Below are 13825 nucleotides of genomic sequence, written 5' to 3'. Positions count from 1 at the left end.
GGGCCTGCCTAGGCTGGCCGGGGCAGTGCGGTCGTGCTTTTCATTTCTTCCATGGAAAAGCTCGCGGTGACATCGGCCAGATCCGGAATGCGTTTGATCAAACGCTGATAGATCCGGTCATAATCCGCGATATCGCGCACCCTCAGTTTCAGGATATAATCAATGTCGCCTGCCATCCGGTGACACTCGGCTATCTCATCGATCCCGGCAATTGCTATGTCGAACGCGGACAACCATTCGGCATCATGCCGACGGGTGCGGATGGCAACGAATACGCTTGTGGTGAACCCTAGTTTCGCCGCATTGAGCAGCGCCACCCGCAAAGTGTCGGTGAGACCTATTTCGAACATCTCGTTCACGCTTCCGGCTTCGGGGTCAGGATGGTGCTGGGCGGGCTTGCCTGCGTGCTACACGGTTTACTGCCGTTCCTGTTCGTGAAAACCGGTAGCAAGCAGATCGAAACGCTGCATGGCAAAATGGTGGTCAATCGCAGCAAGCTGCCCGCGCCAATCGATTTCGTGATCTGATCCAAGGTCGGAAGATCAAAGAAACTCTCCCACTGCGCTGCAAACCCGCTACAATGGCTGAATGAAGCTATTTGCATTTTACTGCCGGGATGGTGAACACAGTGCAATGTTCCGCGAGCATGGCTATGAGGCTTTGCTCGACCATTTCGACAAGCATGGCGATGATTTTGCGGTTGCGGGTCCGATGGTATCAGGCGAGAAAATCGTTGGTTCGCTGCTCGTCATCAAAGCCGGGGACGAAGCCGCGGCGCGAGAGAAACTGGAAGCGATCCCCTATTTCGAGATTGGCGTTTGGCAATCGATCCGCGCCGACGAGTTCCAACCACGCTTCGGTGACTGGTCAAAACATCTGAGCGATTAAGGCTTGAGAATGGTCGAGCCTGTGGTTCGGCGCGCTTCCAGATCGATATGCGCTTGGGCCGCATCCCTCAGCGCGTAAGTCTGGCCTATTGTGACTTTGACCTTCCCGCTGCCCAACATGTCCCAAACGCGCGCGATTCCCGCGCTTCGATCTTCCGGCGTCATGTAGTAATGCATCAAAGTCGGGCGCGTGACGAACAATGACCCCTTCTGCGCCAATATGCCAAGGTTCACTCCGTCTACCGGGCCAGAAGCGTTGCCAAAGCTGACAAGCAAGCCGCGCGGGCTCATGCTATCGAGCGAGGCTTCAAAGGTATCTTTGCCCACTCCGTCAAATACCACAGGCACGCCTGCACCATGGGTGAATTCGCGCACCAGCGGAGCGATTTCCACCTGGTCATAGCGGATCACAAGGTCACAGCCGGCATTGCGGGCAAGCTTCTCTTTGGTGTCCGAAGACACTGTGCCGATTACGCGCACCCCCTTGGCCTTGAGCCATTGCACCATGATCAGGCCCACACCGCCCGCCGCTGCATGCACAAGTATTGTGTCACCCGGCTTTACATCGGCACATCGCTCGACAAGCCCCTCTGTGGTCGCGGCTTTCAGGATGGCTGCTGCGGCGATGTCGTCAGATACGTCATCAGGAAGTTTGAACATCGCATCGGCGGGCATCACGCGGTGCGTGGCATAAGCACCAAGCCCCGGCCCCATAGAGGCAACGCGATCTCCCTCGTGATAGCCGCTCACGCCTTCGCCGATCGCGATGATGCGTCCGGCCGCTTCAAGCCCCAGACCGCTGGGCAGTTCAATCGGATACAGCCCGCCGCGATGATAGGTATCAATGAAATTGAGACCTATCGCTGTATGTTCGATCAGGACTTCACCGGGGCCAGGAGAAGGCACGTCGCCCTCGACCCATTCGATCGCTTCGGGACCGCCCAGCTGTGTGATCCGTGCGCTGATAAAATTCATTTGGTGTCTCTCAATCCAGGTCAGGTGCCCAGCACCTATGCGCTACCCGCTTGGTGATGACTACTGGCTATTGCAATGAGGTGTTACGCTGTCGAAGTTCAGCTCTGGCTAAGCAAACGACCGGCTACCGCATCCAGCTTTGCGATCAGGTTCGCATCATGTTGGTCGGGGGCAGTAATCACGGCATCTTCCAATGCATAATCGATCGGAGATGACTGACGGCCCTCTGGCAATGCATTGATGAAACGCACAACTGCATCACGCGCGATCTGGCTGTTGATCTGCATTTGCGCGACAACCTGACCAACATCCACTGCTTCGCCGTCGCGCCAGCAATCATAGTCTGTCACCATGCCGATCAACGCGTAAGGCATTTCGGCTTCACGCGCGAGCTTGGCCTCAGGCATGGCGGTCATGCCGATCACATCAGCACCCCATTCGCGGTACATCCGGCTTTCCGCTCGGGTGGAGAATTGCGGTCCTTCCATTGCCAGATAGGTCGCACCGGTCGCAAGTTTGCCCTTGGCCCCCTTGACGGCTGCTGCTGCCATTTCGGACAAGCGCGGACAGACCGGATCGGCCATCGAGACATGCGCCACCAGACCGCTACCGAAAAAGCTGTTCGGCTTGCGGTTGGAGCGGTCAATGAATTGTTCGACAATCGCAAAGCGGCCGGGTTCGATTTCCTCGCGCAGTGACCCTACCGCTGAAATCGCGAGAATATCGGTGCAGCCAGCACGCTTCAACACGTCAATATTGGCGCGCGAATTGAGCTCGTCCGGGCCGATCGGATGGCCACGGCCGTGGCGCGGAAGGAACCGCACGCGCACATCCCCGATGCGCCCGCATAGCACTTCGTCAGACGGCTTGCCCCACGGGCTTTCGATCGCGATCCACTGCGCGTCTTCAAGCCCTTCGATGGCATAAAGCCCCGATCCGCCGATGATCCCGATTGTCCACGGGCTGGTCATTTAGTCTCCCCCTGCACGCCTTGGCATATGGTTTAAGGCGCTATGCCGCGCGAAGGCAAAGATAAAGTTAGCAAACGCCTCTCAGGCGATATCAAAGGGTTTAGGCACCGCTTTCCGGATGAAAGCTTCAGCCTTTGCGAAAGGACGGGCAATCGACTCGCGCGCGCGCATGCGCTTCTGATGCGCTGCCAGCGCGGGATAGCTATCGAGCGGGGCATTGGCAGCAAGGTCGATCTGCATCAAACAGGTCGTAACTGTGATGTCCGCGATCGATAGTGCGTCTCCGGCATGGAACTCACCATCGCCCAATGCGCCGTCAAGATAGGCCAGGATGGGCGGCATCTTTTCCGCCCAGGTTGCGCGCGCTGTGTCGAGGTCAGGCTCTTTCCCGTTCATTGCGGCAAAGGCAATCGCGCGAAAAATGCCCAATCCACCGGTTGCAGCCAAATGGCTGTCGGCATACTCTTCTATCCATAGTGCGCGGCCATAGGCATAAGGCTCAGCCGGGTACATCGGAACGTCCGGATGCTTTTTCTCGATATAGCCGCAGATTGCGGAGCTATCGGCGATCGTGCCAGGGATGCCCTCTTCAGCGATAGAGCGGTCGCGCAGCACCGGGATGCGCTTCATAGGCGAAATCTCGTGGAACCAGTCCGGCGGATCGAACACATTCACCGATTCGAGTTCGAAATCGACGCCCTTCTCTATGCAAAACGCTGCGGCCTTGCGGACAAAGGGTGAAACGGGGCTGCCGTAAAGGACGAGATCGGCCATCGAAAAATTCCTCTCTTGCTCGACTGTGTGATAGCTTCTCTGCGACATTCAGTTGCATAGCGCAATCGATAGGCGCGCGACGCCAACTCTCGTTCTATATTCTCGCAGAATTCGATTGCCCTTGGGACCGTTGCGCCCCATCTTGGCGGCTCGAGAGTTTTCAAATCAGACTGGAGAGAGGCCTATCATGGCGACCCAATATAAAAACCTGATCAACGGACAGACGATCGACACTGGCGAATGGTGCGACGTCGTCAATCCCGCGACGGAAGAAGTGATCGGTCAGGTGCCATCTTGCGGTGCGGCCGAGCTGGACCAAGCAGTCGCGGCAGCGCGCGCAGCATTCAAGACCTGGTCCAAGACCCCGATAGAAGAGCGCCGCGCGACGATTCAGGCCGTGGCGAAAGTCATCCAGGAAAATCACGAAGAGCTCTACCGTTTGCTCACCGCTGAGCAGGGCAAGCCGCATGAGCAAGCCAAGGGCGAGATCATGGGCGCGGCCTATATGGCTGGCAGCCAGGCTACGCTTCAGCTGGACGATGTGATCAACGAAGATTCCGATCAGCGCCTCAGCCGCACGCGCCGCGTCCCCGTGGGCGTGGTCGGCGGCATTGTGCCGTGGAATTTCCCGGTCATGATGGCGATGCAGAAAATCGCGCCGGCAATGCTGTCTGGTTGCACCATTGTGCTCAAGCCTTCGCCGTTCACGCCGCTCACCACGCTGCGTCTGGCAGAGCTGATCAAGGACGTGGTTCCTGCTGGCGTGGTCAACATTATCACTGGCGAAGATTCGCTTGGCCCGTTGATTACATCGCATCCTGATATTGACAAGATCACCTTCACCGGCTCGACCGCGACCGGCAAGAAGATCATGGAGGGCGCGTCGAAAGATCTGAAGCGCATCACGCTGGAACTGGGCGGTAATGACGCGTCAATCGTTCTGCCTGATGCCGATCCGAAGAAGGTGGCGGAGCAATTGTTCTGGTCCAGCTTCTCCAACGCAGGCCAGATCTGCGTTGCCGCAAAGCGCATCTATATCCACGAGGATATCTATGATGAACTGGCCGCCGCGCTGGTCGAATATGCCAAGACCGTGGTTGTGGGCGATGGCGCGCAGCAAGGTACCGGTGTCGGCCCGATCCAGAACAAGAAGCAGTATGAGCGTGTGCTCGAGCTGATCCAGGACGCCAAGGATAATGGCTATAACTTCCTGATTGGCGGTGATGCCGATCCATCGGGCACAGGCTACTACGTGCCGATCACGATCATGGACAATCCGCCGGAAGATGCGCGGATCGTTGCAGAGGAACAGTTCGGGCCGGTTATGCCGCTGATGAAATTCTCTTCCGAGGAAGAGGTGATCGCGCGTGCCAACAATTCCGAATATGGCCTTGCCGGCGCTGTGTGGACCGGCAACCCTGAAAAGGGTGTCGAGATCGCAGAGCAGCTCGAGACCGGCACAGTTTGGATCAACGAATATCTGCACCTCTCGCCCTTCGCGCCGTTCGGCGGACACAAGCAATCGGGCTTTGGCGCGGAATACGGGCAGGAGGGCTTGAAAGAGTTCACCTATCCGCAGGTTATCACGGTCAAGAAAGACGCCGTCGTGGCTTGATCTTTGGGCCTGATCTGTGGGTGACGTTACTGCAGAAGAACTGAATGAAGGGCTGGCCCGTGCATGTGCGCGGGTCGGCCTTTCTGTACCTGAAGGCCTGACGCGGCTCACCGGCGGCGCGACGATGGAAAGCTGGCGGTTTTCCAGTGGCGGAGACGGCTTCGTGCTGCGCCGCGCACCTAGCCTCGCCTTTATGGAAGGTCGCCCGTTCGGTCATGCGACCGAGGCCGCAATCATCGAATCCGCGCGCAAGGCTGGGGTTACCGCGCCGGAAGTGCTGACCGTGCTTGAGCCCGATGACGGTATCGGAAGCGGCTTCATCATGCGCGCGCTGCCCGGAACGCCGAACCCGAGGGAAATCCTCGCGATGGAGGGCGCGGACACGATCCTGCGCGAGGCCGCGCGCGATCTTGCCCGCATCCATTTGCTCAAGCGCGAAGACTTGCCCAGAGATGTGCCGGTGATGGACTATCGCGCGGCAATTGCGGACTTGCGCGCGCAGTTTGAGGAAGCAGGCGGCGATCGCCCGATCATCGCGCTCGGCCTCAAATGGATGGAGGACAATTGCCCCGATCCTTGCGCGCCAGTGCTCAATCATGGCGATTATCGCATGGGTAATGTGCTCGCCGCAGACGGGCATCTAACGGGCGTGCTCGACTGGGAGTTGGCGCATTTCGGCGACCCGCACGAAGACCTGGCGTTCGGTTGCATGGCGGTGTGGCGCTTTGCGCGATATGACCGGCCCGCGCTGGGGCTGGGCTCGCTGGAGGATTATTTCGCCGCGTATGAGGCGGAATCAGGCCGCACAGTTGATCGCGAGCGTTTCCGTTACTGGCTGATCCACCGCACGGTGTGGTGGGCGATGGGTTGCCTCAAATGCGCGAAGGTGTGGCGCGATGGATCGGACCGGATGCTCGAGCGCGTGGTGATCTCGCGCCGTACCAGCGAGCAGGAATTGGACCTGCTGATGCTGCTGGAGAAGGATGCGCCCGAAGAAGAGCGGGCACTGCCAGCGGAACCACTGATCGAGCCTGATGAAAACCACGGTGAAGCAACAAACGGAGAGATTGCCGCTGCGGTTTCCGAATGGCTCGAAACCCTCAAGCCGCTCATGCAAGGACACAACCGCTTCCAGCTGGCGGTTGCGCGCAATGCGCTAGGCATGATCACGCGGGAAGACGATATTGCGCCGCGTGTAACAGAGCCTGACCTGGCGCAAGCGATACTGGATGGTGCGGAGACACTCGCCAGTCCCGGCCTGCTGCGCGAAATGAAGGAAGCCGCGCTAGAGAAGGTTTCGGCAGACGTTCCCAAATACGCCGCACTCGCTGTCGCTCGAAAAAAATGGACCGGAGAGGAATAGGAAATGGATTTCACCATCCCGCAGGGGCTCGAAGACTACTACGCCCAGTTAGAGAAATTCATCGCGGATGAGATCACTCCGCTTGAACAGCAGGATGACAATATCCGCTTCTTCGACCACCGGCGCGAATATGCGCGCACCGATTTCGAGGCGGGCGGCTTGCCGCGTGAAGAATGGGAAGAGTTACTGTGGGAAGCGAAAAAACGCGCGGACAAGGCGGGGCATTGGCGCTTCACCGCGCCGAAGAAATATGGCGGCAAGGATGGCAGCAACCTCTGGATGGCAGTGATCCGTGATCGGTTTGCGCAGCGCGGACTGGGGCTGCACAACGATCTGCAGAACGAGCACAGCATTGTCGGAAATTTCCCCTTCGTCGAAATGTTCGAACAGTGGGGGACAGAGGAACAGAAACAGGAATTCATCCTGGGCGGGTTCGAAGGTACGCGCCGCGTTGCCTTTGGCCTCACCGAACCTGACCACGGCTCTGACGCGACGCATATGGAAACTCGCGCGGTGCGCGAAACGCGCGACGGGGTCGACGGCTGGCTCATCAATGGCGATAAGATGTGGATCACCGGCATGCATGTGGCCACCCATTGCGCGATGTTCTGCCGCACCAGTGGCGAAGATGGCGATGCCAGCGGGATCACCTGTCTGCTCGTGCCCAACCCGACCGAAGGGCTGGAGATCGAAGAGTGGATGTGGACCTTCAACATGCCCACCGATCACCCGCGCCTTTCAGTGAACAACGTGTGGGTGCCTGAAGGTGCGATGCTGGGCGTCGAAGGGCGCGGGCTGTCGCTGGCGCAGAGCTTCGTCCACCAGAACCGCATCCGGCAGGCGGCAAGCTCGCTTGGTGCGGCGCAATTCTGCGTCAATGAAAGCGTCAAGTATGCGCGCCAGCGCAAGCCGTTCGGGGAGGAGCTGGCGAAGAATCAGGCGATCCAGTTCCCGCTTGTAGAGCTTGCGACGCAATGCGAAATGTTGCGCCTGCTGATCTACAAGACCGCGTGGGAAATGGACAATATGCCGCATGAGGAGATCGAGAAGACGATCTCTGACAAGGTTTCGATGTGCAATTACTGGGCGAACCGGCTGGTGTGCCAGGCGGCGGACCGCGCGATGCAGGTGCATGGCGGGATCGGTTATTCGCGGCATAAGCCGTTCGAGCATATTTATCGCCACCACCGTCGCTATCGCATAACCGAAGGCGCAGAGGAAATCCAGATGCGCAAGGTCGCGGCGTATTTGTTCGGCTATCTGGGCCCGAAACGCGGCCAGTTCGGTTAGGAGCTAACCCACAAAACGCGTTGCCTCGCCTTCGCGTGTATTGGCCCCTGCGAGGAAATAGAGCAGCGTTCCCACGCCCGCCAGAAGCCCGGTCGACAGTGCGGCGTTGATCGGCACTTGCGAGGTCAGCCAGATCGTCAGCACAATTGCCATACCGATGATCGCGAGCCAGCGCGGCCCCATCGTCTGCGCTACGCGCCCTTCGCCGCGCCGCCACAATATGATGAGCGCAAGAATGCATGCGGCGATAAAAATCTGCTCTGCCGCAACCAGCATCGTCGCAAGTCTGGCGAATGTGCCCGACGCGGCAAGCAGCGCCACCACTGCGCCGAAGAAAGTGATTGCCACGGACGGCGTTTGGAAGCGCGGCGAAACATGCGCGAAAACCGGCGGCAATAGCCCGCGCCGTCCCATGCCGAACAGGATGCGCGGGATCACCACGAAGCCCGCCAGTTGGTTGGTCGCGATTGAGAATATCGCCGCCAGGCTGATCATGGTCACGCCCGTCTGGCCCAACAAGGCCTCGCCCATCGCCGCCAGCGGCACATCGGGATTGTCCTGCTCGATCACGGTCACGCTGTAGGCCAATTGGATCAGCACGTAGAGTGCCGTAACAAAGCCGAGGCTGAGGAAGATCGAGCGGTAGATCGTGGTGGTCGGCGCCTTGGTTTCACCGGCAGAGATCATCGCCACACCTACGCCGGAGAAGGCGTAAGCGATTAGCAAGATCACCGACTCCCCCTCGCTGAATTCAGGCAGGGCAACTGCTCCCGGCAAACCGTTGGCAATGAGGCCATAACCTGCCAGCAGCAAGATGGGCGCAAGCTTGAGTGCTGTCCCCACCCACATCGCGCCAATTGCTCGGCACGTTCCGATGACAGAGATAAATGTGGCTAGCGCGATCAGGGCAATGACAGTTACCAGCCGGGCTACATCGCCACCAAAGACCGGGAAAAGCGCTGCGAGGTAGGCAACCAGCACGTGGAAATTGGCTGCCCGGCCAGCGAAATTCGCACAGACCACAAACCATCCGACCTGAAAGCCGGCAAAGCGCCCGAACACATGCTCTGCATAGAGCTGCGGCCCGCCAGACTGTTCGAACATGGTCGAAAGCTTGGCAAAGACCCCGGCAAGACAGGCGTAAGCGAATGCAAAGCCCATAATCGCGAGCGGGGCAAAATTGCCCGCACCGGCATATAACAGCGCGGGAAGGGCGAATATCCCTGCACCAATCGCGGCGTTTACATTGATCAGCACTGCTCCGCCAAGGCTAATGGCGCGCGGCGGTGTCACCCCCAAAGTCATTGTCATGCTGTCAACTTCCCCTTGGCGCGCAAAGTGACAGGAACATTCGCCGAGTCAATCAAGTGCTTGGTATACCAGCGCTAGCATAATTGACCCGCCTTGCTAATGTCGCGCGCAATTCAACAGGGGACCCTTCAATGCGCCATCACACCACCACGACCCGCACTCTTGCCGCCGCGCTGCTCGCCGGAGCCGCGATGATTGCCAGCCCGCTGACCGCGCAGGACGATGCCGAAGCTGGTGGTGATGACGGGAAGTGGGATATCGAAGCGCCCAAGGGAGCGACGATCCAGCAGGTAGCGATCCAGACGGACGAAGGCACATGGATGGATGTCGATCTCTCGCCCGATGGCAGCACCATCGCTTTCACGCTGCTGGGTGACATTTACACCATGCCGATATCAGGCGGCACCCCGACGCGGATTTCCGAAGGTATGGCGTGGGAAGTGCACCCGCGCTTCTCACCCGATGGCAGCCGCATCGCCTTCACGTCTGACCGTGGGGGCGCAGACAATATCTGGGTGATGAATGCCGATGGCTCGGACAAGCGCCAGGTGACGAAAGAAGACTTCCGCCTGCTCAACCAGCCGACATGGTCGCCGGACGGAAAGTTCATCGTCGCGAAGAAGCACTTCACAACCGGACGCTCGCTCGGCACGGGCGAGATCTGGATGTACCACGTCTCTGGTGGCGGCGGTGTGCAATTGGTCAAGCGTGCCAGCGAAGCGTTGCAGAAGGAATTGGGCGAGCCGATCTACGCGCCTGATGGCAGCGCGATCTACTACACGCGCAACACCACGCCAGGGAACACCTTCATCTACGCGCAGGATTCGAACAGCGGCATCTTTGCCATTGAGCGCTATGATATTGCGACAGGCGAAGTGACCACAGCGGTCGATGGTTATGGCGGCGCGGTGCGCCCGGCACCTTCGCCCGACGGCAAGGAAATCGCCTTTGTCCGGCGCGACAAGGATAAGAGCCAGCTATGGGTCAAGAACATCGCCAGCGGCGAAGAACGCATGATCTATGGCGAGCTGGACATGGACATGCAGGAAACCTGGGCGGTGACGGGAGTCTATCCGAACATGGACTGGACACCAGACGGCAATTCCATTGTATTCTGGGCTGGCGGCAAGATCCGCCGGGTCAATGCAGACGGCAGCGGCGCTGCGGTGATCCCTTTCGCGATCAATGATACGCGCGGCATAGCCGATGCGCCGCATCCCGCGATCGAAGTGTCTCCAGACCGGTTCGCCACCACTATGCCGCGTTTTGCCACGATCAGCCCTGACGGCGGCCGTGTGGTCTTCGAAAGCCTGGGCAAACTCTACACCAAGAGCTTCCGCGGGCGCGATTACCCCACCCGATTAACCGGCGAGAGCGGTGACAAGCTTGAGTTATGGCCTGCTTATAGCCGCGATGGCAGCAAGCTTGCCTATGTCCGCTGGAGCGATGAAGGGCTGGGCGAGATTGTGGTCGCGGAGGCCAATGGCCGTAACCCGCGCGTGATCACAAGCCAGCCCGGCCACTATGCCGTGCCGCGCTTCAGCCGCGATGGACGCACCATTGCGTTTGAGAAGCGCAGCGGCGGCTATTTGACGGCACCCGAATATTCGGAAAACCCCGGCATTTATGTGGTCAGCGCCAGCGGCGGCACGCCAACACTGGTCACCCGCAGCGGGTCTGATCCGCAATTCGGCGATTCCAGTGACCGGTTGTTCGTCACCCGCTTTGGCGGTGACAAGCTGTCGCTCGTCTCGATGGATCTTGATGGTGAGGACGAGCGCACCCATGCCGAGGGCGATCTGGCCAGTGAATTTCGCGTATCGCCCGACGGGCAGACTGTAGCATTTCGCCAGAACTACGAAGTCTTCGCCATGCCGCTGATGCCGGGTGGTAAGCCCGTCAGCGTCAGCGAAAAGGGCGGCTTTGTCCCGGTTACCAAGGTCAGCGAAGGCGGTGCAGACTACATCGGCTGGTCACGCGATGGCGCGATGATCAACTGGTCCATCGGTCCAATGCTCAAGACCGCGCAAGTGGCAGACCTGTTCCCCAACGCGCCCAAGGGGGAAGGGGACGATAGCGAAGGCTTCACGCCGCCAGAGATCGGTGTCTCGCTCGCCCTGACAGTTGATGCCGCCAAGCCGAGCGGTACCGTGGCGCTTACCGGTGCTCGTGTTCTCACTATGGCCGGCGATGGCGTAGGTGCGATCGATAACGCCACGATTGTCATCAGCGGTGACCGGATCCGCGCGGTTGGCCCGGCTGGAGAAACCGCGATTCCGGATGGCGCGACAGTGGTCGATGTGACGGGCAAGGTGATCATGCCCGGCCTCGTCGATGCGCATGCGCACGGTCCCTATGGCACGGGCGATCTGATCCCGCAGCAGAACTGGACCTTGCTTCAGGATCTGGCGATGGGGGTCACTACGATCCACAACCCATCCTCCAGCGCCAGCATGGTCTTCGCCGCGGCAGAGCGCCAGCAGGCGGGCCTGATTACGGCTCCGCGCATCTTCTCGACCGGCGAAGTGATCTATGGCGCAAAGGCCCCTGGCTTCTTCGCCCGGATTGATACCTATGATGACGCGCTGGCCCATGTTCGCCGGATCAAGGCGCAAGGCGGCATTTCAGTGAAGAACTACAACCAGCCACGCCGCGAGCAGCGCCAGATGGTGGCGCGCGCCGCGGCAGAAGAAGGCATGCTGGTGGTGGCCGAAGGCGGTTCGCTGTTCGGCATGGATATGAACCTTGTGGCGGACGGCAACTCGACCGTCGAACACAATGTGCCGGGCGAGTTTTTCTACGAAGATGTGCTGCAGTTCTTTGGCCAGTCACAGTCAAACTACACTCCTACGCTAGGCGTGACCTATGGCGGTCTGGCAGGCGATCCCTATTGGCGACAGGCGACAGATGTGTTTGCCAATCCGCTGATGGTGCACACTCCGCCCAAGCAATTGCTGGCAGCAACTGCGCGCCGGACCAAGGCGCCCGACTGGGCCTTTGTTGATGATGATGCCGCGCGTGAAGCAGCCAAGCTGGCAAAGCGCGGTGTGCGGGTAAGCATCGGTGCGCATGGTCAGCAGGCCGGGATCGCGGCTCATTGGGAACTATGGAGCTTTGCCCGCGGCGGAATGACCGCGGTTGAGGCCTTGCGGGCCGGCACGATCGAGCCGGCGCATTCGCTGGGCATGGCCGATGACATCGGCTCAATCGAAGCAGGCAAGCTGGCGGATCTGGTGGTGCTGAGTGCCGATCCCAGCGAGGACATCGCCAATTCGGACAAGATCGACCAGGTGATGCTCGGCGGGCGGCTGTATGATGCAGCGACGATGAAAGAGGTCGAGACGGGGAATATCGAGCGACGGAAATACTGGTGGGAGTGAAGACGCTCCCGCCACAAAACAAAATTAGTTTCCTTTGTAACTTTCTTGCCTGTGCTATATGACGTTCCTCCAACGTCATCCGAGTCTGTTTGAGAGGTTCCCCCATGCTCGTCGGTGTCCCTAAGGAAATCAAGAACCACGAATACCGCGTCGGTCTGACGCCGGAAGCTGCGCGAGAGTACATCGTGTGCGGTCACTCGGTCATCGTCGAAAGCGGTGCGGGGCTGGGCATCACCAAGACCGACGATGACTATCGCGCCATCGGGGCCGAAATTGTCGATACGGCGGAAGAAATATTCGCGCGCGCAGAGATGGTGGTGAAGGTCAAGGAACCGCAACCGAACGAGTGGGTGCAACTGCGCGAAGGCCAGATCCTGTTCACCTATCTGCATCTTGCGCCCGATCCGGAGCAAGCCAAAGGGCTGATGGAAAGTGGCGTTTCAGCGGTCGCATATGAAACCGTGACCGATCGTGACGGCGGCTTGCCGCTGCTCGCGCCGATGAGCGAAGTCGCCGGGCGACTCTCGATCGAAGCGAGTGCGCAGGCTAGCCACAAGGTCAATGGCGGGCGCGGTATCCTGATGGGCGGCGTGCCGGGCGTGCTTCCAGCAAAGGTTGTTGTGATCGGCGGCGGTGTTGTTGGAACGCAAGCCGCGCGCATGGCGGCGGGGCTCGGTGCGAATGTCGAGATTCTCGACCGCTCGCTACCGCGCATTCGCGAGCTTGACGATATGTTCCAGGGCCGCGTCACAACACGCTATTCCAACGCCGGCACAATCGAGAACGCGATCACCGACGCAGACGTAGTTGTGGGCGCTGTGCTGATCCCCGGTGCAAGCGCACCGAAGCTGGTGTCTCGCGGCATGCTTGGCCTGATGCAGCATCGCGCCGTGTTGATCGATGTAGCAATCGATCAGGGTGGCTGCTTCGAAACTTCGAAGCCGACCACGCACGAAGACCCGACCTATCTGGTTGATGACATCATCCACTATTGCGTGGCAAATATGCCAGGCGCGGTGCCGCATACGTCCAGCTATGCGCTCAACAACGCGACTTTGCCTTTTGGCCTTGCGCTCGCAAACAAGGGTATTGCGGCGTGTGACGCAGATCCGCATCTCAAGCCGGGCCTGAATGTGCACGGCGGACGGATCGTGAACGAGGCAGTGGCAGAAAGCCTCGGTTTCAGTTGACTATGTGGGCAGGGCGGCAAGCGCTGCTTGGGCAGCTGCTAGCTGGACTCTATTTACAGATATAAAAGA

At 59.5% G+C, this 13825-nt stretch carries 11 protein-coding genes and 1 pseudogene; 7 read left to right on the top strand and 5 right to left on the bottom strand.

What is annotated here, in order from left to right; genetic code table 11:
- Positions 1–8 precede the first annotated feature (8 nt).
- Positions 9–350, bottom strand: a complete 342-nt coding sequence (locus tag QQX03_RS00580; protein ID WP_285976920.1) for an Lrp/AsnC family transcriptional regulator — start codon at positions 348–350, stop codon at positions 9–11.
- Here QQX03_RS00580 and QQX03_RS00575 point away from each other — a divergent pair.
- Positions 303–422 (top strand): annotated as a pseudogene (locus tag QQX03_RS00575) (DUF6356 family protein); the annotation flags it as partial. The gene QQX03_RS00580 and the pseudogene QQX03_RS00575 overlap by 48 nt on opposite strands.
- Positions 423–588: 166 nt before the next feature.
- Complete coding sequence (locus tag QQX03_RS00570; RefSeq protein WP_285975953.1) at positions 589–888, top strand: YciI family protein; 300 nt, start codon at positions 589–591, stop codon at positions 886–888.
- Here the strand turns inward: QQX03_RS00570 and QQX03_RS00565 are convergent.
- The 3 genes from QQX03_RS00565 to QQX03_RS00555 all read right to left on the bottom strand — a co-directional run bounded on the left by QQX03_RS00565 (position 885) and on the right by QQX03_RS00555 (position 3607).
- Positions 885–1862, bottom strand: coding sequence for a quinone oxidoreductase family protein (locus tag QQX03_RS00565; protein WP_285975952.1), 978 nt, complete (start codon positions 1860–1862; stop codon positions 885–887). The two genes, QQX03_RS00570 and QQX03_RS00565, sit on opposite strands and share 4 nt — an antisense overlap.
- 98 nt (positions 1863–1960) lie before the next feature.
- Complete coding sequence (locus QQX03_RS00560) at positions 1961–2833, bottom strand: phosphorylase family protein (RefSeq protein WP_285975951.1); 873 nt, start codon at positions 2831–2833, stop codon at positions 1961–1963.
- 81 nt (positions 2834–2914) lie between these two features.
- Entirely contained in the window at positions 2915–3607 is a 693-nt protein-coding gene (locus tag QQX03_RS00555; RefSeq protein WP_285975950.1) for a glutathione S-transferase family protein, read from the bottom strand.
- A gap of 187 nt (positions 3608–3794) precedes the next feature.
- On the opposite strand from QQX03_RS00555, the gene QQX03_RS00550 reads away from it, so the two are divergent.
- Genes QQX03_RS00550 through QQX03_RS00540 form a run of 3 tightly spaced genes read left to right on the top strand, consistent with a single transcriptional unit; the run spans position 3795 to position 7875 of the window.
- On the top strand, positions 3795–5222 hold the full coding sequence (locus QQX03_RS00550; protein ID WP_285975949.1) for an aldehyde dehydrogenase family protein: 1428 nt from the start codon (positions 3795–3797) through the stop codon (positions 5220–5222).
- Between the two features lie 16 nt (positions 5223–5238).
- Positions 5239–6585 carry a phosphotransferase gene (locus tag QQX03_RS00545; RefSeq protein ID WP_285975948.1) on the top strand — a complete coding sequence of 449 codons (1347 nt, stop codon included), beginning with the start codon at positions 5239–5241 and terminating at the stop codon, positions 6583–6585.
- Positions 6586–6588: 3 nt separating this feature from the next.
- Positions 6589–7875 (top strand): acyl-CoA dehydrogenase family protein, encoded by a 1287-nt coding sequence (locus QQX03_RS00540; protein WP_285975947.1) that lies wholly within the window; start codon positions 6589–6591, stop codon positions 7873–7875.
- A 3-nt stretch (positions 7876–7878) separates the two neighbouring features.
- On the opposite strand, the gene QQX03_RS00535 is transcribed toward QQX03_RS00540, so the two are convergent.
- Entirely contained in the window at positions 7879–9186 is a 1308-nt protein-coding gene (locus QQX03_RS00535; protein ID WP_285975946.1) for an APC family permease, read from the bottom strand.
- A 131-nt stretch (positions 9187–9317) separates the two neighbouring features.
- On the opposite strand from QQX03_RS00535, the gene QQX03_RS00530 reads away from it, so the two are divergent.
- The gene (locus QQX03_RS00530; RefSeq protein WP_432762830.1) at positions 9318–12566 is read left to right on the top strand and encodes an amidohydrolase family protein; all 3249 of its coding nucleotides are present in this window, start codon (positions 9318–9320) and stop codon (positions 12564–12566) included.
- Between the two features lie 104 nt (positions 12567–12670).
- The gene (ald, locus tag QQX03_RS00525) at positions 12671–13756 is read left to right on the top strand and encodes an alanine dehydrogenase (protein WP_285975945.1); all 1086 of its coding nucleotides are present in this window, start codon (positions 12671–12673) and stop codon (positions 13754–13756) included.
- The last annotated feature ends 69 nt before the right edge of the window (positions 13757–13825 follow it).

Origin of the sequence: Altererythrobacter rubellus, assembly GCF_030284385.1 — a bacterium.
GTDB classification, from domain to species: Bacteria; Pseudomonadota; Alphaproteobacteria; order Sphingomonadales; family Sphingomonadaceae; genus Erythrobacter; species Erythrobacter rubellus.
Note: the sequence above shows the minus strand (reverse complement) of the source record. Positions and strands in the feature narration are given on the sequence as shown.

What these genes read in the sequence shown, in the direction of transcription:
- QQX03_RS00580 (WP_285976920.1), bottom strand. Translation starts at nt 350, where the DNA reads ATGTTCGAAATAGGTCTCACCGACACTTTGCGGGTGGCGCTGCTCAAT.
- QQX03_RS00570 (WP_285975953.1), top strand. Translation starts at nt 589, where the DNA reads ATGAAGCTATTTGCATTTTACTGCCGGGATGGTGAACACAGTGCAATG.
- QQX03_RS00565 (WP_285975952.1), bottom strand. Translation starts at nt 1,862, where the DNA reads ATGAATTTTATCAGCGCACGGATCACACAGCTGGGCGGTCCCGAAGCG.
- QQX03_RS00560 (WP_285975951.1), bottom strand. Translation starts at nt 2,833, where the DNA reads ATGACCAGCCCGTGGACAATCGGGATCATCGGCGGATCGGGGCTTTAT.
- QQX03_RS00555 (WP_285975950.1), bottom strand. Translation starts at nt 3,607, where the DNA reads ATGGCCGATCTCGTCCTTTACGGCAGCCCCGTTTCACCCTTTGTCCGC.
- QQX03_RS00550 (WP_285975949.1), top strand. Translation starts at nt 3,795, where the DNA reads ATGGCGACCCAATATAAAAACCTGATCAACGGACAGACGATCGACACT.
- QQX03_RS00540 (WP_285975947.1), top strand. Translation starts at nt 6,589, where the DNA reads ATGGATTTCACCATCCCGCAGGGGCTCGAAGACTACTACGCCCAGTTA.
- QQX03_RS00535 (WP_285975946.1), bottom strand. Translation starts at nt 9,186, where the DNA reads ATGACAATGACTTTGGGGGTGACACCGCCGCGCGCCATTAGCCTTGGC.
- QQX03_RS00530 (WP_432762830.1), top strand. Translation starts at nt 9,318, where the DNA reads ATGCGCCATCACACCACCACGACCCGCACTCTTGCCGCCGCGCTGCTC.
- ald (WP_285975945.1), top strand. Translation starts at nt 12,671, where the DNA reads ATGCTCGTCGGTGTCCCTAAGGAAATCAAGAACCACGAATACCGCGTC.